Below are 24765 nucleotides of genomic sequence, written 5' to 3'. Positions count from 1 at the left end.
TTTATCCATTAGTATAGTTGTACTTCAACTCTTCTATTTTTTTCTCTTCCTTCTTTTGTCTCATTTGATGCTACTGGTTCAGATGAAGACTTCCCATAAGTAGCTATTCTAGAAGGCGTAATACCTTGATTGATTAAATATTTTCTAATACTTAATGCTCGTTTTTCAGAAAGTATTTGATTTTTTAAATTACTTCCCTCATTACTTGTATGACCATATAAAACTACTTTAAATTTTTTATTTTTTTTCATAAACTCAACAAGTGTTTTTAATTTGACCATTGAATCATTTGTGATGTTATATGAAGCAACATCATAATTGATTGTTAAGTTTAATATTGTAGAACAACCATCACTATTAACTTTATGACCTTTTGGAGTCATAGGACATTTGTCTTTACTGTCTATTACTCCATCCCCATCACTATCTGCATCTAAGTCTTTTTTAACATATAATGTAACCATCGCTCTATAGTTTAAATCTCTACCTTCTTTTGTTTCTGTTGTGTATAAATTATCTAAACCTGCTCTTTGTTCAATTAGAATATTGTTTTTAGGAATACCTTTATTTAAAAGTTCATTTTGAGTATAAGTTGCATATGAAAGTGCAATTTTTTCACTTGATTCTTGAGTTAAGTCATTTGGATAAGTTGGATACCACCATGATTGATTTACTTTTTCAGTTTTTGTTTGAACTACATCTGTATGACCAATAATAGTCACAATAGTTGTTTTCTTTTCATATTTTTTATAAGTTTTTATAATCTCATCTAAATAATCTTGAGAATCTTTTGTTATGTTATTAGTACTTGGATTAAAATAAATAGGTTTAAATCTAATTATTGCTTGAAACTCCCCATACATAAGCTCTTTATTTATAACACTATCTTGGTATTTTTCTTTTGAATTTATTAAATATGGATAATCATAAACTCCAGCAAAACACAGTGCTGATGTAAATAGTAGTGATGCTAGTTTTTTCATTATTTTTTCCCTTTGTTAAAAGTTGAATTATTTTTAAGTGCTTTTAGATAGATATCTTTATTTGGGTCATATATCTCTTTTTGACAACCAAATGGCATGATATTTCCATCAGATGAATTATCACAAATATCAAGATTATTTGTAATCATGTCATTATCAGCATCTAATTTTATAGGTAAAGTATCAAGTTCATATTTCATGTCATCTGTATTGATATTAACTGCATTTTCATAACTCGATTGGTCACCCATTACAACTGTAACTAATAAACCCATTGCATCTAAAAGTCTATATTGAGAAAAGGTATATTCACTTTGAGCTTGAATCATTTGAGCTCTTGAATTAATAACATCGTTTTGAGCAGTTGTAAGGTCAAGAAGTGTTCTTTTTCCTAAGTTGTACTCCTCTTGATAACTTGTTCTTGTAGTCTCACTATATTCGTTGTAAACTTCTAGTTGTTTGATTTGTTCTTTTATATTTTCATACGCAGACCAAGATAATTGTAATCCTTCTATTACTTGTCGTTTTAAATCTTGTTGGATTTGCACTTCTTGATGTACTTTGCTTATTGCTTTTTGTCTCTCGGCACTGTCAGCACCACCTTTGTATAAATTCCAATTTAATACAAAACCAACTCTAAATCTATCATCTGGCTCATCAAAGCCATTATTAGTTCGGTGATAGTCATTATAAAGTTGTTCAATTTCAAAATCTATTTTTGGATAATAACCACTTTTAGATTTTTTATATAAAGCCTGTGCCCCTTTAATATTGTAATTACTTACAAGAACAGATGGATTGTTTTTCATTGCATACATTGTTGCTCTTTGAATTGATTCAGGCATTTTTACATTTATAGTTGGATTTTCCATTTGAGTAACATTTGGGTGTTTACCATAAATTCTTGCAAATTTAAATTCAGCATCTTTTGTATTGTTTTTTTGTGCAATATAGTTTGTTCTAGCAAGTGCTAATCCTGCTTTTACTTTAGAAATAGAAGATTCTCTATCTAGTCCTGCATCATACAAGTTTTTAATATTTTCAAACATTTGCTCATGGAATTCAACATTATCTTTTGCATTTTGTAATAGTTTATAATTCTTTAATACATTGATATATGCTTCAACCATCCTAAAACTCATATCATTTGCTTTTTCTAAGTAATGATATGCTGCTGCTAATACTCTTGATTCTTGGTAATCAACTTTATGAGTAGTATCAAAGCCATTAAATAAATTTTGTGTAAGTTTTAAAGAGTTTTCATAGTAATCATAATTTACATCTTTAATTTCATTATTTAATTTCCCTGCATTTTTATAGCCAACACCTGTCCTAAAATCAACTCTTGGTAGATATTCAGATTCGGCAATTTTTAAATCTTGTTGAGTAGCTCTATAGTTATTTATTCTCTCTTTAACTACTGGATTGGTATCTATTACTTTTGATACACTCTGTTTTAAATTTAATGCACATAAATTTGTACTAAATACTGTTATGCTACTTGCTACTATTATGCTAAATAGCTTTTTTTTCTTAAAGTCCCTCATAAACTACCTTTTTATTTTATAATAGGTATTTTATTGATAACATGTATCATAAAAGTATCAAAAAATAAAAGTATTAATTATTTTGGAAAATTTTTACTTGATTTCTTCCATTTGTTTTTGCTTCATATAGTGCTTTATCTGCATTAGCTAAAATTTCTTCTGATTTAGTTATGCCTTTATAGAAGTCTGCTAATCCTAAACTAATAGTTACATTTTTAGGATAAGTTGAGAAATTATGGTTCTCTACAGCTTCTTTTAGTTTATTACCTATAATTACCGCATCTTCGATTTTTAGTTGAGGGCATATAATTAAAAATTCTTCTCCTCCCCATCGACCTAAAATATCACTTTTCCTAATAGAATTTTTTAATGTATTGGCAGTTTCAACTAATACATCATCTCCTATTTGATGTCCATAGTTATCATTGACTCTTTTAAAGAAATCAATATCAATTAGTATAATGCAAAAATCATTTTGAGAATTTAGACTTTTACTAACTTCAAGGTGTAAAGTTTTATCAAGTTGTACTCTATTATATAAGCCAGTTAATTTATCTGTTATAGATAGTATATGTAACTCTTCATTTTTTAATATTAACTCTTTTGTTCTTTGCTTAACTTTCTCTTCAAGAGAGTGTTGATAAGAATAAATAGAATTTGACATATCTTTTATAGAAGTTGAAAGTAGTGCAATTTCTAAAACAGGACTATTTATTATTTTAATAGAATTAAATTCTCTATTTTTTACTTTTTGGCTAGCATCAACCAATTTGTAAATAGGTTTGACAATAATATTTGAAAAATAAATAAGCAAAGGAATTATTATAAATAAACTGATTAGGAAATATTCAATTATTATATAAACCTCTTTTTTATAAGGGGCTACAACTTGTGAATTCTTTGCAAAAAGAGCAACATAATCTTTTGAGTTTATACCTTGAAGTGGAATAATTTGAAGAATATACTTTTCATTATTTAAAGTAATAATCTTAGGCATTTTAAATTCAGATAATTTATGTTTTAGTTTTATAAAATTATTAATCAACATATTCTGTTTTTTTGATGAAGAGATTATAAATCCATTTTCATTAAATAAATAAGCTTCCATATAATCTTGATTAATAAGATTATTTATTATAGATTGAATATCATAAACCAATACATCAATGGCAACTACATTTTTGCTTTTTTCAATCTCTTTGGCATAAGTTATTCCTTTTGCAGGAATATTAGAAAATTCATAAGGTTGAGTTTTTATTATTTTGTCACTTTTTAATGAAGCAATATACCAAGGTCTAAGAGTAGGGTTATAACTGTTTTTTTCTACTTTAACACTAGTAATATTTAAATTGCTATTTAATAAGGTGACTTCTCTTTTATCTTGCATAGAGCCTTTTACTTTTATTAAAAGCCATTTATCCCTCAAAGATGCTTTATATATTTCTCTCAAAGAATTGTGTATGTCTAAATTTATTATTTCATAAAAGCTACCATCCTTATAACCTTTGTATACTGAATATAAAGATGGATTATTTTTTAGTATATTTGTATAAAAAGAAGGTGATGTTTCAATATCTGTGCTTAATAATGAAACTATGTTTGTATTTATTTTATTATTTGTTTTGATAGAAATTTGTATATTATTTACTAAAGTATTGATTTTAGTATTAATACTTTCATATGATAGCTTTTGGCTAAAGTAAAAAAGTTGTGATATTAGTAAAACTGTTATGATAATAGTGACAAAGAAAAAAAGTGATAAAACTGTTGCTTTTAGAGAAATCTGTTTCCCTCTTAATAGTAATCTCTGAATGATAATATTCATGGGACTTCCTTAAATAAATAATTTATTGATAATAGTAATAAATAAAAGTATCAAGGTAGTATCATAATTTTGGATTTTGTAATCTTATGATTAATCCTTTCCTTTTTTTATTTAGTTTAGATAAAATATAAATCTTTATAAAATTTTAAACGGTAGGATTCTTTTTGTTAGATTTAAAAATAGTTTTTATTATAAATACATTTGTGCTTTTTTTTCTTTCAATTTATATGTTTATTAAATATAAACAAAATCCTTATAATAGGACTATTAAGTTTCTAACTTATTTTGCCAATTGCTATTTTATAGGATTTTTATTGGTTATTTCAAGGAATAAAATTTCTGATTTTATATCTATTGTTATTGCCAATACTCTATTTATATCTGGAACTATTAGTCTTTATATTGCAATAAGAGCTTTATTAAACTTAGATTCACAGGTTCACATTAGATATATAATACCTATTTTAATTATTTTTGTAGGATTTTTCATATTTACATATATTGATTATAATATAGAAGCAAGACTTATTCTTTTTTCTTCTTCGTGTATATTCTTTGCATCAATTTATTCTTGGCTTTTTTGGTTCTATTCATCAGAAAAATTTACATTATTCGATAGGGTTTCTTGTTTTTTATTTATTATTGAAGTTATGCTATTCACTACAAGAATTCTCAACTCTTTTTCTATAAATATACAAGCTTATTTATTTAGGAATGAAAGTATTTTTTCATATCTCCCTAATTTATTTATGTTAACTTTAAATATTTGGATAGTAATATTAGTTAAGTATCGAATTCCTAAAACTTGATTTTATATCCTTCATTAAATTGATTTATAATAGTATTTTCTGGCAATTTCTTTCTTAATCTTTTTACTAAGTTTTTTAAACTGTTTAGAGTGAAGGATTCTTCTTCCCTCCAAAAGTAATCGAAAATTTCATCATAAGAAAATACTTTATCTTTACGAGAGAGTAAAATAGTTAATAGTTTTTTTTCTTTACTTGTAAGTTCAATTAGTTTACTATTATTTTTTAATTCTTGAAGTTCTGTATTCCAGATATAGTTATCTTTCAATTTTATTTTTTTTATTGGCAATATGTCATAATTATTTAACTCTTCAATAGACTCATTAAGTGCATCTTTTAACTCTTTTCTAGAAATTGGTTTTACAAGATATTTTGTAAGTTTCAATGATGCAGCATCTAGTAAAAATGTTTTATCAGTATGTGCTGTTAGCATAATAGCTTTTGTTGAATGGTCATTTTCTCTAATTTTTTTAAGTAGTTCTATACCATTTAATTTAGGTAGGTGGATATCTATAATTATAATATCTGGTTTTTTTTCTTTGTAAAGTTTAAGTGCTATTTCTCCATCTTTTGCTTCATATACTTCTTTAAAAAGCATTTTTAAATATGTTGTATAGTTTTCTCTTATAATTTCTTCATCTTCTACAAACAATACTTTATACGGATATATTTCTTCACCCATTATCTATTCCTTTTTCAATTTCTATTATAAAACATGCACCATGTTGTTTATTTTCTACTTTTAATTTTCCATTTAATCCATCTTCTATAATTAATTTAGCCATATATAAACCTAACCCTGTACCTTGTGATTTATGTTTTGTGGTAAAATAAGGCACAAAAATCTTTTCTAATAAATCTTCCTTTATTCCTAAGGCATTATCTTCTATTGTAATTATAATATTATTATTGCTTTCATAAACACTTATAATTATTTCAGGTGTTCTTATATCCATAATAACTAATGCATCTATTGCATTATTTAATAGAGTCAATATTACTTGTTGAAGTTCATATATATAACTTTTACATTTCAATTCTTTGTTAATATTCTTTGTGATTTTTATTTGGTGAATATTTAAAGAGCCTTTCACTACATCGTAGGCTTTTTCAATAGCACTTTCAATTTTAAAAATACTCTTTTGTTTATTTGGATTGAAGAAGTTTTTAAAATCATCAATAGTTTTAGACATATAAGAAGTTAGTGATTCTATTTCTAATAATTTATTCTCGATAGTATTATCTTCAAATTTATTTTTTGATAAAACAGCATCAATAAGAAGTACAGATGAATTAATTTGAGCTAGAGGTTGTCTCCATTGGTGGGCGATATTTTCAATCATCTCTCCCATTTGTGCTAACTTACTTTGGTGCATTAATATCATTTGATGTTTAGTGCTTTTTTCAATTTCAAGTTCTATTTTTTCTTCAAGAGAATTATTTAACTCTTCTAATTGTTTTTTTGCAATAGCTAGTTGTTCTGTTTTTTGGTTTAATGAGTATTCATATGCTCTTTGTTTTGTAATATCATATCCTAAGTTTATAACTTCATTATTTGGTAATTTGATATTCGCCCACATAGTAATAATATTTTCACCATTTTTTGTTTGAGGGTGCCATTCTTGGTAAATATTGTATTGTATTTCTTTTAAAGAATCTAAAACTTTTTGTTGATCTTCTTTTTTCGGATAAAACATAGATAATGGATTTTCAACTTTTATTATATCTTCCTTTTTCCAACCAAAAACTTTTTCACACTCTTTATTCCATAAAACTACTTTTCCTTTTTCATCAAATGCATTTAAAAGTACTGGGGCTACATTGAAAAGTGTTCGAAATTTTTCTTCACTATCTTGTAATTTCTTTTTAGCCATTTCTTTCTTTTTTATCTCATCTTTAAGTTTTAAATTCCAATATATAAAAATACTAATTAATACAAGAGTTATAAATATTAATTGTACAATTATTCTGTAATCTGTTTTTACTTGATACTTAAGATTAGTCCATTTTATTATTATTTGATCTTTTGTTTTTCTGTCAATTGATAGAAGAGCTTTTTCTAAAATATTGTGTAAAATAGGTTCATCATTTCTTGAAGCAATACTTAGATGAAAACTTTCAGGGAATTGTCCTGTAATACTAATTTTATTATGTAAATAATCTCTTTGAATCGTATCATTGATTACTATTGAATTATCTAATAATCCAAAAATCTTTTCTTGTTCAATGAAGTCTAAACCTTCCTTTACAGATCCAACTTCAACTAAGTTAATATTTGGATATTTTGCTTTTAATAATTCATAAATAGAATAGTTTTTTACTACTCCTAAAGGTTTTTCTTTAAGTTTATTTAAATTGTCTGAGAAAGGAACTCCTGTTTTTGTTGCAACAACTAAAGGTATTTTTACATAAGGTGTAGTAAAGTCAAGATATTCTTTTCTTGAAGGAGTTTTTGCGGCAAGTGACAAAATATCACACTCTCTTTTTTTTACTTTATCTAAAGTTTCTGACCAATTGTTAGTTTTTATGAGCTGTAAGGGTATATTGATTTTTTTAGAAATTAATTGAATAATGTCAGCCGCTAGTCCAATATGTCTTCCCTCTTCAATTTTTTCTAAAGGCATCCAATTTGGATCAACACAGAGTTTTAAAACTTTCTTTTGTTGAAGATACTCTTTTTGTTTTGTTGTTAATTCTAGAGTATTTTTTTTTGCTTTATATATAAAATCCTCTAACTCTTCTCTTGATTCTTTTTGCATGTACATTGATTGACTAAAACTATCAGCAATAGTTTCTACTCTTTCTAAATCAATACTTCCAATAGGATAAACATTGGTTAGCATTAAATATTCGATTTGATTTGCTTCAAAGAGTAAGGCTTCTTTTGTCTTATTTTGAGTATTATATTTTTTCATAATAAGGTCTGCAATCTCTTCTTTGTGTTTTAAAGCATATTCCCAACCTTCAATAGAAGCTTTTCTAAAGTTTTTAACACGATCAGGGTTATTTTGTAACTCACTTTTAGAAGTAAAAAGATTTAAATCATAAAATTTTGTTCCAAATACTGCAGGATCTAAAATATTGTATTGAATACCTAATTTATCTAATGTATAAATTTCATTGGTTGTAAAAATACTTAGTGCATCAACTTCTTTATTGATAAAACTTTTAATACTAAATTTTCGTGTAATATTTATAAAATCATTTTCTGTAACATTAAATTTATCTAACATTGTTAATATGATTTGTTTATGGGTACCATCAAGTAGTCCCATTATTTTTTTCCCTTTCATATCAGCAGGGGTATGAATGTTTTTTTGTGTAACTAAGACTAAAGGAGATTGCTTAAAAAAGTTTGCTATAAATACGATAGGTTGACCTTTCATATAATCTGCAATCAAAGTTGAATAGCTAAGTCCATAGTCTGCGTTACCTTTAAGTACTTCATTGACAATATTCATTTTTGAGTTAAATTCAATAAACTCTACATCAAGACCATATTTCTTATAATAACCTTGCTGTTTTGCTGCATAGAAACCTGCAAATTCAAATTGGTGTTTCCATTGTAGTTGGAGTTTTATTTTTTGCAATTCTTGTGAGTATGCAAAAGAAAGAAAAAGAAAAAGTAGTAGAATGTTTTTCATATTATATTAGTTCTCTTTAGTTTAATAAGATGATGATACTTTTTATTTGTATCAAAAAAGTATCAATATATTACTATAATATTATTTATTTGTCATCCCAAATGATTTGTAATAAAAAAAGACTTTATTTGATTTTTCTAAAAAGCCCCATTGTCTATAGTTTTTTTCATCAATTGATTTAAAAGTTATTAAATCATCTCTTTTAAACTCTTTGTTTATGATATCAGAACACTTGTTATTCATAGTTGGTAAAGTAGTTGCTTTATCTTCTTTTAGATTAGTTAAAAGTGTTTTATCCTTATTTGTTATTTCAAATATTGCACAAGAAGAGTATTCCCCTTCTATATTTAAAAAAGAAGTGTATTTTTTGATTACTTTTATCTCTTTACTAAATGTTATATTTGAAAATTTATTTAGATTCTTAATATAATAACTTTCTCTTGGGAAAAAAACTTCATATGCTATAACAATATATGATATCCATATTAAAGAAAGTGCATATTTCATATATGGCTTGTGGTTCCAGTATTTAATTGTTGACATGATAGGAAGTATTATTAAAAATACTATCCCCATTAGTATAATTATTAGGTGTTCAAACATTAGTTCAACTCATTTAATAATAATATATCAACCAAATCACCAGCTTTTATGTCATCACTATCTTTATCTTGTATAAGTAACGCAGGACTACCTAAAAGATTTGTTAATATAGCACTAGTACCTTGTTTTTTTCCCTCAAAATCAATATGATATTCACCATTTTTATATTTTACATTACAAGCTGTAAACACAGTCTTTTTTATTTTTACAGGAAAGTCTTGGTTTATTCTGGCTTTTACTATAGGAAGTTCTTTTTTAGAACCTTCATATTTATAAATCATAGGAAGTAGATACAAAATAGCACATACAGTTGAACTATATGCAAATCCTGGAAGGGAGATAATTAATTTATTCTCTTTTTTAGCTATTAATATTGGACCTCCTGGTTTAATAGTTACTCCATGGAATAAAACTTCAGCTCCAAGTTTTTCTTTTACAACATCTTGCACGAAGTCATAATCACCTTTTGATACACCACCAGTTGTAACAACTATATCTGAGTTATTTAAAGCAGTTTTCATCATTTGGGTAATTGAATCCATATCATCTTTTATTGTTCCCATTTGAATAGTTTTTGCACCAGCTTTTTTTGCTAAAACTTCAACAGTAAGATGGTTTGAACTTCTTATTTGTGATTTATTAGTTTGAATTTCTCCAATATCAAGTATTTCACTTCCTGTACTTGCAATGCTTACTACAACCTGAGAATATACACTTACTTGTGATATATTAAGTGAAGCCATTACACCTATTTCAGCAAAGCCAATTTGAGTTCCTTTTTTTATTAAAATTTCATTTTCTTTATAGTTTTCACCTATATCTCTTACTGCAAAACCTTTTGAAACTTCTTGAACTATTTTTATACAATCACCAACTACTTCAACATTTTCTATTGGTATTAATGTATCTGCCCCTTCTGGCATTAAGGAACCAGTAAATGTTTTTATGCAACTGCCATTTTCAACTTTTGACTCAGTAACACTTCCCGCTGGGTTCTTATCTATTATTTTTATGGTGTTTAATTTTTGATCTTCACTTTTAATAGCATATCCATCCATTCCAGATGTTATAAAAGCAGGTGAATTTTCGTTTGCAATTATGTCATCAGATAGTATCCTTCCCAATGCGTTTGTTAAAAAAAGTTTTTCCTTAATTTTTTCTTCCAAAAAAATATTATTTAATATGTTTAAAGACTCTTCATAATTTATTATATTTTTCATTTTTACCTCCAAATTTTAAGTAGAAATAGTATCATAATGAAGAAAAAAAGTAACTTTGAAGGCTCGAAAATAGTAGTTTTTGTACATTAACCTAGTATTAACATAGCATTAGCATAGCATTTGGCTTAATTTGGCAAAAATACTAAAAAATAATTGACTTAGCTATAAAAATGAGCAATAATGTGGTAGTTATTATATAATAAAAAGTTATATAACAATTGTTTATAATAAGTATAAGGATAAATAATTTTTATTTATAATTTTGTTTATAGATAATTATAATTTATATTTGATAATTATTCCAAGGAGTATAAATGACAACTAAAACTGACAGTTTAGAAAAAAATTCAACTATTAATGAAGATAAATTAAGTAGAAGAAACTTTTTTAGAAAAACTGCTGTGTATTCTGCTGGTGCAATTGCTGCTGCTAATGTTTTGGCTCCAGTTAAACTTAAAGCTGATGATGTAAATATTGTTAATCAAGTAGAATGGGGGACAAAGTTAGGAGATAGGCTTGATAAAAATCTTTATGGGTTACCTTCACCATATGAGCACAATAATATTAGAAGGATTCATGACCTATTATCTTCAGGTGATAGATATGCAACAGTTTCTATGTCTCCTCTACATCAACAAGAAGGAATAATCACTCCAAATGGTTTGTTTTTCTGTAGAAGTCATAGTGGTATTGCACAGGTTGATCCAAATAAATATAGACTTATGCTTCATGGTCTTCTTGAAAAACCATTAGTTTTAACTTTAGAACAATTAAAAAGATATCCAAGTGAGTCAAGAATTTATTTTATTGAGTGTCCTGCAAATGGATCTACTGGATGGAGAGGACCACAATTTAATAATTTACAATTTGTAAAAGGTATGATGAGTAGTGCCGAATGGACAGGAGTAAGACTATCTGTTATCTTAGAAGATTTAGGTTTAAAACCTGAAGCACAATGGATGTTGGCTGAAGGAAGTGATGACTCTGAGATGGCAAGAAGTATTCCTATTGAAAAAGTTTTAGATGATGCAATGATTGTTTGGGGACAAAATGGTGAACCTTTAAGACCAGAACAAGGCTATCCCGTAAGATTATTAGTTCCTGGTTGGGAAGGTAATTTAAATGTTAAATGGTTAAAAAGACTTAAGTTCGATAGTAAACCATGGCATTCAAAAGAAGAAACTTCTAAATATACAATGCTACAACCAAGTGGTAAGGCAATTGAATTTTTCTGGCCAATGGAAGTAAATTCAATAATAACTTCTCCATGTCCTGAGGTTCCTTGGACTGATTTAAAGATAGGTGATAAAGTAGAAATCACTGGTATTGCATGGTCAGGAAGAGGGACAATAAAAACTGTTGATATCTCATTAGATGGTGGTAAAAATTGGGTGGAAGCTCATTTTAAAGGATTGATATTGCCTAAATCTTGGACAAGATTTTCTTATATCATAACTTGGGATGGAAATCCGAAAGTTTTATTAAGTAGAGCAATTGATGATTCTGGACATATTCAACCCTCTATTGATAAATTAGTATCAAAAGTTGGCGTTGAAGGAATTTATCACAGAAATCCTATTGTAGGTTGGGAAGTTACATCAAAAGGAGTAGTTAATAATGTTCACATTAGAAGTTAAAAAAACATTAATAGGATTAAGCGTAGCAACTGCAGTAATTTTAACAGGATGTGTAGAATTAGATACTCCAAATTCTAGTTCTTCCACTTTAAAAAAGAATGTTGATGGCTCAGTTATTTATCCAATTGTTAATAATAAATATACTAAATATCATGTAAATCCTCAAGATGAAAGTGGATTTTCAAAGTATGGAAGAACTCCAACTGCAAATGAAATAAAAGCATGGAATGTTGATATAAAACCTGATAATATAGATTTACCAGAAGGTGAAGGTTCAGTTTCTGAAGGTGAAGAACTTTATGATTCACAATGTGCTGTTTGTCATGGTGATTTTGGTGTTGGTGGAAAAGGTTATCCTCCATTGCAAGGTGGAATTGGGAGTTTGAAATACCAATTAGGCTTGACTGGTAATGAAGCTCCAAGAAAAACAATTGGTTCTTATTGGCCATATGCTAGTACACTATTTTGGTATATAAAAACAGCTATGCCATTTCCAGCTCCAAAAAGTTTAAGTAATGATGAAGTTTATGCTATCACTGCTTATTTATTATCTGTTAATGATATTAAAGTTAGTGGAAAAGAAATGGATGATGAATTTATTTTAGGTAAACATAACTTTAATGGTATTAAAATGAACAATACGGATGGCTTTTATCCTGTTAGTCCAGATAGACATGACTTAAAAGAGCAAAGACCCCCTTTAGCACAAGGGGAAAGATGTATGTCAAATTGTATACAACCAGAACCTGTGCATATTAAACAAAATATTGCAGGTTTTGTTCCACCAATTTCGACAGAAAAATCTTTACCTGAAGAAAAAGGAAAAGAAAAGTCTGTCGCACAAACTGTTTATGAGACTTCTTGTAGTACTTGTCATGGGAATGAAGCAATAGGTGCTCCATTGTTTGGGGATAAAGAAGCTTGGGCAACAGTTATGAAAAAAGGTATGGATGCTGTTTATAAAAATGCTATCAATGGAATAAATGCAATGCCTCCAAAAGGTGGTACTGATTTATCTGATGATAAGTTTAAAGCAGTTGTTGATTATATGGTTAACTCAACTAAATAAAAGGAGAATAGATGAAATTAATTAGAAATTTTTTAATGGCATCAGCTGTTACTGGTGTACTTGCTTCAAGTGCACTTGCTAATGCTGATTTAGTAGCGCAAGGTGAAAAAATCTTTAATACTAAAAATTTAGGAAATTGTTTGGCATGTCATGCTGTTAATGGTAAAAATATTAATGGACCAGGAAGTATGGGACCAAAATTAACTGGTTTATCTTATTGGGATGATAAAACACTTTATGACACAGTATTTGATATTTATAGTGCAAGGGGATTGACTAATACATCAATGCCAGCATTTGGAAAAGCTGGATGGCTAAGTGATAGCCAAATAAAAGCAGTAGTTGCTTATTTAAAAACAATTAATTAGTATTTAAAAAGGAAATAAAATGAATAGAAGAAATTTTTTAAGTTTAGGTTTGGGTGCAGTTGCAGTAGCTTCTCTAGCACCAAGTACATTAAGTGCCGTTGATTTTAGAAAAACATTACCTAAGGCATGGACTGCTGTTAAATTAGATGATGGTATCAAAGAAGTTTTTGGTACAAGTGCAACAACTAAAGGGAAAGTTAAACTTAAAGCTCCAGATATTGCAGAGAATGGGGCTGTGATTCCTGTAACAGTTTCTTCAAAACTAGCTGGTTCTAAAGTTGCAATTTTTCAAGATGCAAATCCTGAAACAACAGTTGCTGTATTTACTGTACCAGAAGGTGGAATTATTGATTATTCAATTAGAATAAAACTAGCTAAAACTGGAACTGTTACAGCTGTTGTTGAATCAGATGGAAAATTGTACTCTGCTTCTAAAGAAGTTAAAGTAACTATTGGTGGATGTGGTGGTTGATTTAATTCCAACTACACAAATAAAAAATTAAAAAAATATAAATAGATTCAAAGGAATTAAAATGGCTAAAACTAGAATAAAAGCAAAAGAGAAAAACGGTATAGTTACTGTAAAAGCTATGGCTAAACATGAAATGTTAAGTTATGTAGAAGCAAAAAAAGCAAAAAAAGAAGTAAATTTTATTACTAATTTTAAAGCTACATCAAATGGGAAAGTTGTTTATGAAGTATCAACAAGTCAGTTTTTATCAAAAAATCCATATGTAAAATTTTCTTTTCATGGTAAAGCGGGGGATGATTTGACTTTTTGGTGGATTGATTTAAAAGGTAATACTGACACTGAAACTGTTAAGATAAAATAATAACTATTTTTTAGTTATATAAAAAGATAAGGGGATACAAATGTTATTAAAAATTGCAAAGACTACAGCTTTGATAGCTTTAACTGTTAGTGCATTTAATATTACATTAAATGCAAAAGACTTTTCTGCACAAGCTGAAAAAGATAGAGTAGCACTAGTTAAATATTTTGAAACTAAATTTCAAGATCCTTTAAAAAATAGAGCTGAATTTTTCCCATATGCAACTGATGATGAGTTAGAAAATGGCATCGCAAAAGGTTTGAAATTTCAAGATTTTGCGTTAGGGAACTACTCTTATAATATTGATGGGAAAGCTCAATATGAAGATTTAAGAGAAATGCCACCATATGATTATGATATAGATGCAGGTGAAGTATTGTGGAATAAAGCATTTGCAAATGGTAAATCATTTGCAACATGTTTTGGAACTCCTGATGCTTTATCTAAATATCCATATTTTGATGACGCAAGAAATCAAGTTGTTACACTAACACAAGCGGTTAATGAATGTTTAACTTCAAATGGCGAAAAAGCATGGAATACTAAAAAAGGTGATATGGCTAAACTTCAAGCTTATATGGCAAAATCTGCTCAAGATGAAGAAAAAGTTATTGATGTAAAAATTGATAGTCAAGCAGCAGCTGATGCGTATGAAAGAGGTAAAGAGTATTACTATACACAAAGAGGTTATTTAAAACTTAATTGTGCTGAATGTCATGTTGGCGGAGCAGGTAAAAGAGTTAGAAATGAAAAATTATCTCCATTTTTAGGGCAAGTAACTCATTTCCCAGTTTATAGATTAAAATGGAAAGGCGTAGGAACTTTAGAGCGAAGAATGTCTGGATGTATTAAAGATCAAGGGCAAGTTCCACCAGCTGATACAAGTAAAGATATGAAAGAGTTGCTATTCTTTATGTCATACATGTCAAATGGTATGAAATTAGATGGTCCAGATATAAGAAAGTAGGAGGTAATTACTATGAAAAAATTAACAACATTGATTGCAACGGTAAGTATTGCTGCAATATTAGGTGGATGTACATCTGAACCAAGTATTGCAACAGCTACAAAAATAGATTTAAATACAGTTTGTAGTGTTGAAAAAAGTGGAATTGAAAGTGTTATTAAAACAGCTGCTACTTATAATCCTATTGCTCAAGCGAATGGTTTAGAATTTAGAAGATTAGATGTAAATAATAGTGCTTTAATTGCTTCAGTGGAAGAAGCTATTAAAACAGGTGCAAAAGAAGTTAATCCTAAAGATTTTAAAGGAAAAGTTTCTAAAACTGTCTTAGATACAAATTTTGCAGCAGAGAGAGCTTGTAGATTTGCAATCGTTCCTTTGATGGAATCAGTTGAAGCTAAATCAACTTGGAGAAATGCTGTTCCAGGTGATGGACTTAAATATTAATTCTCAAATAAATTAAAGTCAAGTTTTTCTTGGCTTTTTTTTAATATTCTCATTTAAATAATAACAAAGGAATGTAGTATGACAATTTTAAAGAAGATAACTATTACTGCACTAGTTTCAACTATGTGTATAAGTTCGGTATTTGCAGAAAATGTTGTGCCTATTTCAAAGGGTGTAAAATCTATTGAGATGAATTTAAATGGTGAAAAATTTACTCTAATGAGAAATCAAACTGCTGGAAATAAAATTACACCACTTTATAATAGAACAGATAATGGGGTGCCTCAACCAATGATTTTATCAGAAGGTGTAGAGACATTAGGAGAGTTAGAACTTATTGATTACATGAAAAAAGCACAATCTGATAAAAGTATTGCAATTATTGATACAAGAACGCCAGGATGGTTTGTAAGATTAAGAATACCTGGAGCTATAAATGTTCCATATACGAATTTTAATGAAAAAGATACTGCAATAGAGATGCTGGAAGATGAAATGGGTGTTGTTCAAAAAGACGATGGAACACTTGATTTTTCTAATGCAAAAACTTTAGCTTTATATTGTAATGGATATTGGTGTGGACAAACTCCAGCAATGGTAAAAAATGCAAAATTTTCATTATTGAAAATGGGTTATCCAGCTTCAAAAATTAAATACTATAGAGGTGGAATGCAAGCATGGACTTCTTTAGGATTCACTGTAATTGGTGATGGTAAATAAATATATAAAGGGTGGGTTAAATGAGTAGATTAAGTAGAAGAGAATTTGTTTATATGATGGCAGTACTTGGTGCTGCTCCTGTATTTGCTAATTCTCACACAAGAATGACAAATACAAATAAGTTGGAAGATTATTATAAGTTAAAACCATTTGGTAATACTAGACTTCTTCATTTGACAGATTGTCATGCACAATTAGTACCTGTATATTTTAGAGAACCAAGTGTTAATCTTGGTTTTTTTGATAATTTAGGTAAACCACCACATATAGTAGGTGAAAAATTTTTAGACTATTATGGAATAAAAGATAATCCAAGATTAGAATATGCTTACACATGTGTTAATTTTGAAAAACATGCAAAAGCTATAGGAAGAACAGGTGGTTTTGCTCAAATAAAAACTGTTGTTGACTTTTTGAAAAATAGTTTTGGTGCTGATAAGACTCTTTTATTAGATGGTGGTGATACTTGGCAAGGTTCATGGACAGCTTTACAAACAAGAGGTAAAGACATGGTTGGTGCTATGAATTTACTAGGTGTGGATATTGCAGTTGGACATTGGGAGTTTACTTATACAGCTAAAGAAGTATTAGAAAATGTAAAACTTCTAAATGCAGAGTTCCTTGCTCAAAATGTAAAAGTAAAAGAAGATGCTTTATTTAATGGTACGGCTGAAGCTTATGATGAAGATAAAGGTTATGCTTTTAAACCATATACAATCAAAGTGATTAATGGTTCAAGAGTTGCTATTATTGGACAAGCTTTTCCATATACAACAATTGCAAATCCTCAAAGATTTATTCCTGATTGGACTTTTTCGATTAATAAAGATGGAATGCAAGAATTAGTTAATGAAATAAGAGAGAGTGAAAAACCAGATGCAGTAATTGTATTATCTCATAATGGATATGATACTGATAGAAAGATGGCACAAGTTTGTACAGGGATTGACTTTATTATGGGTGGACATACTCATGATGGTGTTCCTGAAGCTGTTCCTATCAAAAATAAAGAGGGTACAACTTATGTTTGTAACGCAGGAAGTAATGGTAAATTCTTAAATGTTTTAGATTTAGATATTCAAAATGGTAAAATTAAAGATTTCAAGTTTACTTTATTACCTATTTTTTCTGATTTGATTCCTGAAGATAAAGAGATGAAAAAATATATTGAAGATGTAAGAGCTCCCTTTAAAAAGGAATTAACAAGAGAAATTGCAACTACTGATGAAACTCTGTTTAGAAGAGGGAACTTTAATGGTTCTTGGGATCAAATTATTTGTGATGCTTTAGTTGATGTAAAAGATGCAGAAATTGCTTTATCTCCTGGATTTAGATGGGGAACATCAGTTATGCCTGGTCAAGCAATTACTTTTGATGACTTGGCTACTCAAACAGCTATGACTTATCCTGAAACTTATAGAAGAGGAATCACAGGAAAAGATATTAAAGCTATTTTAGAAGATGTTGCTGATAACTTGTTCAATCCAGATCCTTTCTATCAACAAGGTGGAGATATGGTAAGAACAGGTGGGATTTCTTATAAAATTAATCCTACTGCTAATATGGGAGAGAGAATCTCAGATATTACACTTACCCGAAATGGGCAAAAACTTCAAGCAAGTAAAGAGTATCAAGTTGCTGGTTGGTCAACTGTTGGTTCTAAATCACCAGGTGAACCAGTATGGGAAACAGTTGAAACATACTTAAAAAGTGTAAAACATGTGAAAAACTTAAAAATTGATACTCCTGATATCATAGGAATAAAAGGCAATCCAGGAATTATTTCATAAAAGTTGAAAAAGGTACAGATTATCTGTACCTTTTCTCAATTTAAAATAGAGTTATTGAACTCTATTTTAAATTAAGAAATTAGGAAGTTCAATGAGACTTAGACTTTTGATATTTTTTATTTTTTTATTCACTTCAAATTTATTAGCAGAAAATATATCCAAAAATAATTATGATGAAAATAAGATTTTAAAAGAAGCAAAAAAATTAGATAAAAAAATACTTGTTTTTGTCTCAAGAGACGATTGCCCTTATTGTGAAATAATGAAGAAAAAAGTCTTTTCAAAGGCAGATGTTAAAAATATATTAAATAATAATTTCATATTTTTAGAAGTTAATATTGACCATGACATTTTACCTTTTGAGCTAAAGAAAAATTTTCAAGGAATGACTCCTACTTTTTATTTTATCTCAAAGCATAAAAAGATACTAAATAGATATTTAGGTGCTTGGACAAAAAAAGATTTTATATTTATTTTAAATGAGAATATTAAAAAATGAAAAAAATAGGAAAAGTAATTGGTACTTTTAGTGCAACAAAAGAGTCAAAAAGTAGTAGTCCTCGCCCAAAAGTAGAAACTTTAAATCTTATAAAAGATTTTGGAATTGAAAATGATAAGTTCGCACAAAAAGATTTGGATAAAACGGTTATGCTTTTAGGTCTAAATAGTTATGAAATTGCACTTCAAAATGGTGTTAATTTGGAGTTTGGTAGTTTAGGAGAAAATATCATTTTTGATTTTAACCCACATGCTTTACCTATAGGTACAATTTTGCAAATAGGGGAGTGTCAAATACAAATAATGCAAAAATGCACTATGTGTGACCATCTGAGTATTTTCCACAAACGATTACCAAAAATTGTAAAAGATTGTAGGGGATTATATTGTAAAATATTAAAAAATGGTACAATTAAAATAGACTTTGAAGTATATATAAAGGAGTAATATGAAAAAAATTATTTTAGTAGTTTTATTAGCTGTTTTTTCTTTTGCAAGTTCAACTTTTAGTGACCCTCAACCTACTTTTGATAAGCCTAGAAAAGTAGTATTTCAAATATATAATTCTGATTTGAGTGTTGTTAATAATAATTTAAATGGAATTTATAATATCTTGAAAGAGTATCCAAGTGATACTATAAAAATAGTAGTAGTTGTATATGGAAATGGAATGAGAGCATTAAAAAAAGATTATGACAAAAAAACATTGACAAGAATATCATCGTTGATGCAATATGATGTAGAGTTTATTGGTTGTAAAAATACTATGGAAAGTATGCATTGGAAAGAAGATGATTTTATTGATGGTGTAAGTTATGTTCAAGCTGGAATCGTAGAGTTGATTGAAAGAAAAGTTGCTGGTTATGTTGGAGTTTTAGCATATTAATAAATTAAAAGTGGGGGATTAAAAAATGAAGAGTAAAGTTTTTATATATGTAAGTTTGATATTTTTAGCTTTAAATTTACATGCACAAAAAGTGAGTCATGAAGAGTGTTTAGAAAAGGGAGATAATTATATATTTGCGGGAGGTGAATGTATTCAATATTTTAAAAGTAAAGGTGATAGGGGAGGTTATTTAAATATAATTGTTCATGGTACTTGGCCAGATGGTACAAATACCCTAGGTAGATATTCTACTTTTGCTGAAACTCTTACTTTAAATACAGATATTACAACAGTTGCTGTTGCTCTTCCTGGGTATTCAGACTCTTCTACAAATAATTTTACAGCTTTAGCACATGAAGGTGTTAAAAATTTAGCTGCAAAAGAAGAGTATATAAAATTTTTAGGTGAATTAATAAGTGAATTAAAAGATAGGTTTGAAGCTAAAACTGTGACATATATTGGTCATAGTGCAGGTGCAATGATGGGAGCAACTCTAACAGGTGTTGAGCCAAATTTGATAAATAATGCTATTTTAGTAGGTGGTAGATATGATATCCATCAAAATGATAAATCTCCTGGATTGATTTCTATTGTTGATGTTATTAATAAAGTTAGTAAAAAAACTAAGTTTATATTGATTTATGGAGAAAATGACAAAGTATCACCTCCTGAAGTTACGAAAAACTTTTATAATCTAGCTATAAAAAAAGGTCTTGATGCTAAAATAGTAGAAGTGAAAAATGGAGTGCATTTGGACTTAGATATGACAGATACTTCATTGGAAGCTATTACAAAACTTCTTGAAGAAGAATAATGGATAAAAAAAAAGAGATTAGTTTTAATCTTAACAATTTTTTATTGGCATTATCTTTTAGTTTAGATTATTTAAGAAAAGATAGATGTTCAAATAGTTTAAACTATTCAAAAAGAGTTACTTATCTTGCTTTAAATATAGGAAAAGAGTTAGAGCTTAGTCCTCAAAAAATGAGTGACTTATGCTCTTTCTCTTTAGTTCATTCAATAGGATTAATGAATACTTTACATATATCAAAAGAATATTGTGAATCTTCTAATACTATTGCAAGTGTTTTACCTTTTTTAGATGATGGTAAAGAAGATATTTTGAAATATCAAAATGAATATTATGATGGAAGTGGGTTTTTTGGTTTAAAAGCTGATGAAATCCCATTATTCTCACAAATTTTGTCTATTTCAATTGCTATTGAAAATAGATTTAATCTCTCAACTATTAAAGTAAAAGATAGAATTAGTGTTTTATCTTTCATTGAAAATAGCAGAAATGAACTTTTTTCTAAAAAGTTGACAGAGATATTTTTAAAGATATCTCAGAAAACTAGTTTTTGGCTTGATCTACAAAATGAGACTGAAATACTATATTTTATATTTGGTAGTTTACATGATTTTACAACTACCTTAACATTTGAAGAGTTATATAAAATCACATCTTCTTTTTACTTGATAAATAATGTAGAGTCTAAGTTATTAATTAATTTAGAAAAATTGATGGATTTTTATAATTTTGAACACAAAGATAAATTTACACTACTTATTTCTGCATCTTTATGTAATATTGGGAAATTATGTATACCTTCTTCAATCATCAATAAAAAGACAAAGTTAGAAGAGTGGGAATATGAAGAGATAAAAGCCTATCCATACTATACAAAAAAAGTATTATCTAATATTATGGGTTTTGATGATATATCTTCTTGGGCATCTAAAGTTCAAGAAAAGCCAAATGGGAAAGGTTATCCTTTTTGTTTAGAAGCTAAGGATTTAAGTCTAAAAGATAGACTTTTAAGTGTAGTTAATAGTTTTTCTGCTTTGAACTCAGATAAAGTTTATAGAAAAGCATATAATAAAGATGAATCAATTAGAATATTAAAAGAGGGCAGTTATGATTTATCTATTATTGAAGATTTGGAGAAAGTTTTATAAAGAAGGGTTCAAAGCCTTCTTTATTAGTGTGCCATAAATATTGGAATATCACTATTTTTTAACATATATTTAGTTGTTCCACCAAACATCAATTCTCTTAAACCACGATGTCCAAATGCACCCGCAACTATTAAATCAAACTTACCATCTTTTGCATATGTTAAAAGAGCTTGACCTGGTGTTTTTGTTGTTTTTACAATTTCAAAGCTCGTATCAATGCCATGATCTTCTAAATAGTTTTGTAATTTAGAAATTTGATTTAAATCTTTTCCATATTTTTTAGATGAGATTATGTGTACTTTTTTTGCATTTTTTAATAATGGTATAGATTCAGATACTGCTCTTGCAGCTTCTGGTGAATTATTCCAACCAATCAATATCTTTTCGGCACTAAATTTTTTCATCTTTCTTGGAAACATTAAAGCAGGTTTCCCACTTTTTGTAACAGCTGTTTCAAATGTAGCAGTTATTCTAGCTTCATGAGGAGTTGAGACTATTACTAAATCACAATATTTAGACTCTTCTTCTATTAGTTTACTTCTAAATCCTTCTCCTGTAATAATAGTAGCTGTTGCAGTATTATTTTTAGACTTTGATGAAGATGTACTACCAACTTTTTTAATTTCTTCTTTAAAAATAATTTCATGCTCATTTATTTCTTCTTTTAATCTATCTTTTGTCATAGCATTTAATTCTTTTAGTACCGTATCAGGTAAACTATTATCAAACTTCATTATTTGACTTGGTCTTGCTTGAGACTTAAATATCTCCAAATGAGCCTTAAAGTATTTTCCTATTAATAATGCACCATGAATTCTAGATCTAAGTTCTCCGCCTCCCCCAAGAGGGAAAAATATTCTTTTATATTCCATCATCTTTCCTTTTTATATTTTTACATATAGATTCTAACACAAATACATCAAAATTAAAAGTACAAAATTTAATATAATTAAAATTTCTACTTATATTTAAGATATCTTATATTAATAGATGTTAGAATTGGCAAATGTTTAAAAATAATTTAACTTCAGCATACAAATATGCACTTATTTCTGTTTTTTTATGGTCAACTGTTGCAACAGCATTTAAAGTATCATTATCTTATATGACACCAGAATCTCTTGTCTTGTATGCATCTACTACATCATTAATTGTACTTTTTGTTGTATTAGTTATTGAGAAGAAATTGTATTTAGTTATTACTCATATAAAGAATAATTCTTTATTAATACTTCTTTTAGGTGCTATTAATCCTTTTTTATATTATTTGGTACTATTTAAAGCATATGATCTCTTACCTGCACAAGAAGCACAATCGATAAATTATACATGGGCTTTGATGTTATCCTTGTTATCTGTTCCTTTTTTAAAACATAAATTAAGTATTTATGACATAATTGCTGGAATAGTTTGCTATTTTGGAGTTTTAATTATTGCGACAAAAGGTGCACCTTTTAGTTTAAACTTCTCAAATAAAGAGGGATTGATACTTGCACTTGCAAGTACTGTTCTTTGGTCTTTATATTGGATATTTAGTACAAAATCTAAAGCTGACTCTACTGTAAGCTTATTTTGCAACTTTTTATTCTCTTTTCCAATGATAATTATTTATTTTATTTTTACTCAGCCTTTAGAATTACCTAATCTTTCAGGTTTATTAGGTGCAGTTTATGTGGGGTTATTTGAAATGGGAATTACATTTTTATTTTGGTTAAAAGCTATGCAAAGTACTACAAATACCTCTCAAATTGCAAATTTAATTTTTATCTCACCCTTTTTATCTTTAATCTTTATTTATTTTATATTAGGAGAGCCAATTTTATTATCTACAATTGTAGGTTTAATATTAATAATTTTTGGTCTTATTTTTCAACAAAAATCTAAATAATTCTTTCTAAAATAGCATTAACATAGCAATTCTCATTATTATTTAAAATTGTATAAAAAATATACAGTTTTTGCAGAAATATTAAGTTAAATTTAATTTTCCCAATGCAATAATTCATAAGTTTAATTTAGTAGTACCTTTTATACTACTAAAAAAGAAATATAAAAAGAGAAAAGATGGCTAAGCAAAAAAACAATAGAACAATAATAAAGAATGTAATAAATAAACATACTAATAGCTCTAAAAAAGAAATTTCACAATTAACAATTAAGATTGATAAAAAATTAGATCAAGCATTAGTTGTTTTATCAACTCAACTTAGCATATCAAAAAATAGACTTATAGAAGACATATTATATGAAAGTGGTATTTTAGAAGAAGTAGATGAAAATTTTGTAGGAATGAAAAATGACTAATTTTCCTTTACAAAATGAAGTTATAAATGCTGTTATAAATGGTATATACACTGCTAAAAAAAATTATTCTTTTTGGACAGCAGATGAGTTATACTTATCTTATGCACCACCAAAGTTTTTATCAATTCATGTTTCTCAAGAAATTGCCAAGTTAGATAATGCACCAGAAATTTATATAGATGCAACAGTTGCCGATATATTAAGATGTTCATTACCTAAAAGAGATGACTTTAGAAACTTTATGAAAGAAAAATATTTAACACAAGATATTCTATCTTTAACTCTTGATGAAAGATTTGAACATAAATCAGATAATGATTCTATATCAAGAGTAATTATGAGTATAAAAAATGGTGTACGAAATGTTCAAGAAGAGTATAAAAGTGAAATTGAAAAAATGTGCAAAATGTTAGATAGGGATAAATTAGAAGATTCGACTTTAGATTATGGCCTTTTTGCATTTTATTTAGATATTTCAAATAGTGCAAGAAAAAAGACACAAAAAAGACTTGATGAAATCATTGAAACATTTGATAATATAGTAAGTGATTATAATAACTTAAAATCTTATTTTAAAGGAGGAGAGATACACGTTGTTCAGAACATCGGAGAATGGTGTGTGGGTTGCTATGTAATTGAACCTGCTTTAAAATAGATTTATC

Annotated in this window: 25 protein-coding genes; 17 read left to right on the top strand and 8 right to left on the bottom strand. The window is 27.7% G+C overall.

Translation table 11 applies throughout. From position 1 onward, the window contains the following. Positions 1 to 8 precede the first annotated feature (8 nt). From LXN10_RS15445 to LXN10_RS15415, 7 genes are all read right to left on the bottom strand, one after another. A complete protein-coding gene (locus LXN10_RS15445) occupies positions 9 to 983 on the bottom strand; it encodes an OmpA family protein (protein WP_375723869.1) in 975 nt (324 codons plus the stop codon). After that, positions 983 to 2530: a TolC family outer membrane protein gene (locus LXN10_RS15440; protein ID WP_375723868.1), complete on the bottom strand. Its 1548-nt coding sequence runs from the start codon at positions 2528 to 2530 to the stop codon at positions 983 to 985. The genes LXN10_RS15445 and LXN10_RS15440 overlap by 1 nt, the downstream gene beginning before the upstream one ends. A gap of 73 nt (positions 2531 to 2603) precedes the next feature. Next, positions 2604 to 4355, bottom strand: coding sequence for a GGDEF domain-containing protein (locus LXN10_RS15435; protein WP_375723867.1), 1752 nt, complete (start codon positions 4353 to 4355; stop codon positions 2604 to 2606). 798 nt (positions 4356 to 5153) lie between these two features. Beyond that, on the bottom strand, positions 5154 to 5843 hold the full coding sequence (locus LXN10_RS15430) for a response regulator transcription factor (protein ID WP_375723866.1): 690 nt from the start codon (positions 5841 to 5843) through the stop codon (positions 5154 to 5156). Further along, complete coding sequence (locus LXN10_RS15425; RefSeq protein ID WP_375723865.1) at positions 5836 to 8805, bottom strand: ABC transporter substrate-binding protein; 2970 nt, start codon at positions 8803 to 8805, stop codon at positions 5836 to 5838. The genes LXN10_RS15430 and LXN10_RS15425 overlap by 8 nt, the downstream gene beginning before the upstream one ends. An 81-nt stretch (positions 8806 to 8886) precedes the next feature. Continuing rightward, positions 8887 to 9348, bottom strand: a complete 462-nt coding sequence (locus LXN10_RS15420) for a hypothetical protein (RefSeq protein WP_375723864.1) — start codon at positions 9346 to 9348, stop codon at positions 8887 to 8889. 59 nt (positions 9349 to 9407) lie between these two features. Next, positions 9408 to 10628, bottom strand: a complete 1221-nt coding sequence (locus tag LXN10_RS15415) for a molybdopterin molybdotransferase MoeA (protein ID WP_375723863.1) — start codon at positions 10626 to 10628, stop codon at positions 9408 to 9410. A 314-nt stretch (positions 10629 to 10942) separates the two neighbouring features. Between LXN10_RS15415 and soxC the strand changes: the two genes are divergently transcribed. From soxC to LXN10_RS15345, 14 genes are all read left to right on the top strand, one after another. Continuing rightward, on the top strand, positions 10943 to 12265 hold the full coding sequence (gene soxC / locus LXN10_RS15410) for a sulfite dehydrogenase (protein WP_375723862.1): 1323 nt from the start codon (positions 10943 to 10945) through the stop codon (positions 12263 to 12265). Continuing rightward, the gene (locus LXN10_RS15405; RefSeq protein WP_375723861.1) at positions 12246 to 13334 is read left to right on the top strand and encodes a c-type cytochrome; all 1089 of its coding nucleotides are present in this window, start codon (positions 12246 to 12248) and stop codon (positions 13332 to 13334) included. Before soxC ends, LXN10_RS15405 begins: the two co-directional genes overlap by 20 nt. 11 nt (positions 13335 to 13345) lie before the next feature. Then, positions 13346 to 13702, top strand: coding sequence for a sulfur oxidation c-type cytochrome SoxX (soxX, locus tag LXN10_RS15400; RefSeq protein ID WP_375723860.1), 357 nt, complete (start codon positions 13346 to 13348; stop codon positions 13700 to 13702). Positions 13703 to 13721: 19 nt separating this feature from the next. After that, on the top strand, positions 13722 to 14174 hold the full coding sequence (gene soxY / locus LXN10_RS15395) for a thiosulfate oxidation carrier protein SoxY (RefSeq protein ID WP_375723859.1): 453 nt from the start codon (positions 13722 to 13724) through the stop codon (positions 14172 to 14174). Between the two features lie 61 nt (positions 14175 to 14235). Further along, entirely contained in the window at positions 14236 to 14535 is a 300-nt protein-coding gene (soxZ, locus tag LXN10_RS15390; protein ID WP_375723858.1) for a thiosulfate oxidation carrier complex protein SoxZ, read from the top strand. Between the two features lie 40 nt (positions 14536 to 14575). Then, positions 14576 to 15502 (top strand): sulfur oxidation c-type cytochrome SoxA, encoded by a 927-nt coding sequence (gene soxA, locus LXN10_RS15385; RefSeq protein WP_375723857.1) that lies wholly within the window; start codon positions 14576 to 14578, stop codon positions 15500 to 15502. Between the two features lie 12 nt (positions 15503 to 15514). Next, positions 15515 to 15946: a hypothetical protein gene (locus tag LXN10_RS15380; protein WP_375723856.1), complete on the top strand. Its 432-nt coding sequence runs from the start codon at positions 15515 to 15517 to the stop codon at positions 15944 to 15946. Between the two features lie 78 nt (positions 15947 to 16024). Continuing rightward, entirely contained in the window at positions 16025 to 16666 is a 642-nt protein-coding gene (locus LXN10_RS15375) for a rhodanese-like domain-containing protein (protein ID WP_375723855.1), read from the top strand. 20 nt (positions 16667 to 16686) lie between these two features. After that, entirely contained in the window at positions 16687 to 18456 is a 1770-nt protein-coding gene (gene soxB / locus LXN10_RS15370; RefSeq protein WP_375723854.1) for a thiosulfohydrolase SoxB, read from the top strand. Between the two features lie 91 nt (positions 18457 to 18547). Then, positions 18548 to 18955 carry a thioredoxin family protein gene (locus LXN10_RS15365; protein ID WP_375723853.1) on the top strand — a complete coding sequence of 136 codons (408 nt, stop codon included), beginning with the start codon at positions 18548 to 18550 and terminating at the stop codon, positions 18953 to 18955. Continuing rightward, on the top strand, positions 18952 to 19401 hold the full coding sequence (locus LXN10_RS15360; protein WP_375723852.1) for an MOSC domain-containing protein: 450 nt from the start codon (positions 18952 to 18954) through the stop codon (positions 19399 to 19401). Before LXN10_RS15365 ends, LXN10_RS15360 begins: the two co-directional genes overlap by 4 nt. Position 19402: 1 nt before the next feature. Next, a complete protein-coding gene (locus LXN10_RS15355; protein WP_375723851.1) occupies positions 19403 to 19840 on the top strand; it encodes a DsrE family protein in 438 nt (145 codons plus the stop codon). A 25-nt stretch (positions 19841 to 19865) separates the two neighbouring features. After that, positions 19866 to 20654 carry an alpha/beta hydrolase gene (locus LXN10_RS15350; protein WP_375723850.1) on the top strand — a complete coding sequence of 263 codons (789 nt, stop codon included), beginning with the start codon at positions 19866 to 19868 and terminating at the stop codon, positions 20652 to 20654. Further along, a complete protein-coding gene (locus tag LXN10_RS15345; RefSeq protein ID WP_375723849.1) occupies positions 20654 to 21799 on the top strand; it encodes an HD-GYP domain-containing protein in 1146 nt (381 codons plus the stop codon). The genes LXN10_RS15350 and LXN10_RS15345 overlap by 1 nt, the downstream gene beginning before the upstream one ends. 23 nt (positions 21800 to 21822) lie before the next feature. Here LXN10_RS15345 and LXN10_RS15340 read toward each other — a convergent pair whose 3' ends face one another. Beyond that, positions 21823 to 22671: a universal stress protein gene (locus LXN10_RS15340; RefSeq protein ID WP_375723848.1), complete on the bottom strand. Its 849-nt coding sequence runs from the start codon at positions 22669 to 22671 to the stop codon at positions 21823 to 21825. A 134-nt stretch (positions 22672 to 22805) separates the two neighbouring features. On the opposite strand from LXN10_RS15340, the gene LXN10_RS15335 reads away from it, so the two are divergent. From LXN10_RS15335 to LXN10_RS15325, 3 genes are all read left to right on the top strand, one after another. Continuing rightward, the gene (locus tag LXN10_RS15335) at positions 22806 to 23687 is read left to right on the top strand and encodes a DMT family transporter (protein WP_375723847.1); all 882 of its coding nucleotides are present in this window, start codon (positions 22806 to 22808) and stop codon (positions 23685 to 23687) included. 176 nt (positions 23688 to 23863) lie between these two features. Beyond that, entirely contained in the window at positions 23864 to 24103 is a 240-nt protein-coding gene (locus tag LXN10_RS15330; protein ID WP_375723846.1) for a hypothetical protein, read from the top strand. Further along, complete coding sequence (locus tag LXN10_RS15325; protein ID WP_375723845.1) at positions 24096 to 24758, top strand: hypothetical protein; 663 nt, start codon at positions 24096 to 24098, stop codon at positions 24756 to 24758. The genes LXN10_RS15330 and LXN10_RS15325 overlap by 8 nt, the downstream gene beginning before the upstream one ends. The last annotated feature ends 7 nt before the right edge of the window (positions 24759 to 24765 follow it).

This window comes from Arcobacter iocasae (assembly GCF_042214795.1).
Lineage (GTDB): Bacteria > Campylobacterota > Campylobacteria > Campylobacterales > Arcobacteraceae > Arcobacter > Arcobacter iocasae.
Note: the sequence above shows the minus strand (reverse complement) of the source record. Positions and strands in the feature narration are given on the sequence as shown.

Excerpts from the sequence above, each read along its gene's own strand:
- LXN10_RS15445 (WP_375723869.1), bottom strand. The coding sequence starts at position 983 with ATGAAAAAACTAGCATCACTACTATTTACATCAGCACTGTGTTTTGCT.
- LXN10_RS15440 (WP_375723868.1), bottom strand. The coding sequence starts at position 2,530 with ATGAGGGACTTTAAGAAAAAAAAGCTATTTAGCATAATAGTAGCAAGT.
- LXN10_RS15435 (WP_375723867.1), bottom strand. The coding sequence starts at position 4,355 with ATGAATATTATCATTCAGAGATTACTATTAAGAGGGAAACAGATTTCT.
- LXN10_RS15430 (WP_375723866.1), bottom strand. The coding sequence starts at position 5,843 with ATGGGTGAAGAAATATATCCGTATAAAGTATTGTTTGTAGAAGATGAA.
- LXN10_RS15425 (WP_375723865.1), bottom strand. The coding sequence starts at position 8,805 with ATGAAAAACATTCTACTACTTTTTCTTTTTCTTTCTTTTGCATACTCA.
- LXN10_RS15420 (WP_375723864.1), bottom strand. The coding sequence starts at position 9,348 with ATGTCAACAATTAAATACTGGAACCACAAGCCATATATGAAATATGCA.
- LXN10_RS15415 (WP_375723863.1), bottom strand. The coding sequence starts at position 10,628 with ATGAAAAATATAATAAATTATGAAGAGTCTTTAAACATATTAAATAAT.
- soxC (WP_375723862.1), top strand. The coding sequence starts at position 10,943 with ATGACAACTAAAACTGACAGTTTAGAAAAAAATTCAACTATTAATGAA.
- LXN10_RS15405 (WP_375723861.1), top strand. The coding sequence starts at position 12,246 with ATGTTCACATTAGAAGTTAAAAAAACATTAATAGGATTAAGCGTAGCA.
- soxX (WP_375723860.1), top strand. The coding sequence starts at position 13,346 with ATGAAATTAATTAGAAATTTTTTAATGGCATCAGCTGTTACTGGTGTA.
- soxY (WP_375723859.1), top strand. The coding sequence starts at position 13,722 with ATGAATAGAAGAAATTTTTTAAGTTTAGGTTTGGGTGCAGTTGCAGTA.
- soxZ (WP_375723858.1), top strand. The coding sequence starts at position 14,236 with ATGGCTAAAACTAGAATAAAAGCAAAAGAGAAAAACGGTATAGTTACT.
- soxA (WP_375723857.1), top strand. The coding sequence starts at position 14,576 with ATGTTATTAAAAATTGCAAAGACTACAGCTTTGATAGCTTTAACTGTT.
- LXN10_RS15380 (WP_375723856.1), top strand. The coding sequence starts at position 15,515 with ATGAAAAAATTAACAACATTGATTGCAACGGTAAGTATTGCTGCAATA.
- LXN10_RS15375 (WP_375723855.1), top strand. The coding sequence starts at position 16,025 with ATGACAATTTTAAAGAAGATAACTATTACTGCACTAGTTTCAACTATG.
- soxB (WP_375723854.1), top strand. The coding sequence starts at position 16,687 with ATGAGTAGATTAAGTAGAAGAGAATTTGTTTATATGATGGCAGTACTT.
- LXN10_RS15365 (WP_375723853.1), top strand. The coding sequence starts at position 18,548 with ATGAGACTTAGACTTTTGATATTTTTTATTTTTTTATTCACTTCAAAT.
- LXN10_RS15360 (WP_375723852.1), top strand. The coding sequence starts at position 18,952 with ATGAAAAAAATAGGAAAAGTAATTGGTACTTTTAGTGCAACAAAAGAG.
- LXN10_RS15355 (WP_375723851.1), top strand. The coding sequence starts at position 19,403 with ATGAAAAAAATTATTTTAGTAGTTTTATTAGCTGTTTTTTCTTTTGCA.
- LXN10_RS15350 (WP_375723850.1), top strand. The coding sequence starts at position 19,866 with ATGAAGAGTAAAGTTTTTATATATGTAAGTTTGATATTTTTAGCTTTA.
- LXN10_RS15345 (WP_375723849.1), top strand. The coding sequence starts at position 20,654 with ATGGATAAAAAAAAAGAGATTAGTTTTAATCTTAACAATTTTTTATTG.
- LXN10_RS15340 (WP_375723848.1), bottom strand. The coding sequence starts at position 22,671 with ATGGAATATAAAAGAATATTTTTCCCTCTTGGGGGAGGCGGAGAACTT.
- LXN10_RS15335 (WP_375723847.1), top strand. The coding sequence starts at position 22,806 with ATGTTTAAAAATAATTTAACTTCAGCATACAAATATGCACTTATTTCT.
- LXN10_RS15330 (WP_375723846.1), top strand. The coding sequence starts at position 23,864 with ATGGCTAAGCAAAAAAACAATAGAACAATAATAAAGAATGTAATAAAT.
- LXN10_RS15325 (WP_375723845.1), top strand. The coding sequence starts at position 24,096 with ATGACTAATTTTCCTTTACAAAATGAAGTTATAAATGCTGTTATAAAT.